The following is a 445-nucleotide window of genomic DNA, read 5'->3' on the forward strand; positions in this document are numbered from 1 at the left end:
GGCTAGTTTGTCTTTCCCGAAGAATCCGCTCCGGCCCCCGGGGAAGTGCGTTAGCGAAGACCCTTGGCGGAGAACTCCATGATCGTCTCGGCATCGGCGGGGCGAACAATGCCCTGCCCCGTGTCAATGTCGGACGGGGCGAGCCCGAAAGTCTTGGCGAGATAGACCTGCATGACTGGCATGAAGCCCTGCATGTAGGGCTGCTGATCGACCTGAACCTGGACGTAGCCGGTCTGCATCTGCTGAACGACTTCCGGCACGAGGTCGAAGCCCCCTAGCAGCACCTTGCCCGGCTCGACGCCGCGATCCTTCAGCACCCGTGCGACCGCCGCATGCCAAAAGCCAGTGTCGAAATAGGCCGTGGTGTCGGGGTGGGCATTAAGATAGGCGCCAACACGATCGGCCGTAATCGCAAGATCAGTGCCGCTATCGATTCGCTCCCAGG

General features: G+C 61.8%; 1 protein-coding gene. It reads right to left on the minus strand.

Annotated features, from left to right (window positions below; all coding sequences use genetic code 11):
- Positions 1 to 50 precede the first annotated feature (50 nt).
- Positions 51 to 445: substrate-binding domain-containing protein (locus IB232_RS23400; protein ID WP_225592494.1), on the minus strand; the 395-nt coding region annotated here is incomplete at its 5' end.

The organism is Pseudomonas sp. PDM15 (genome assembly GCF_014851565.1).
Classification (GTDB): Bacteria; Pseudomonadota; Gammaproteobacteria; order Pseudomonadales; family Pseudomonadaceae; genus Aquipseudomonas.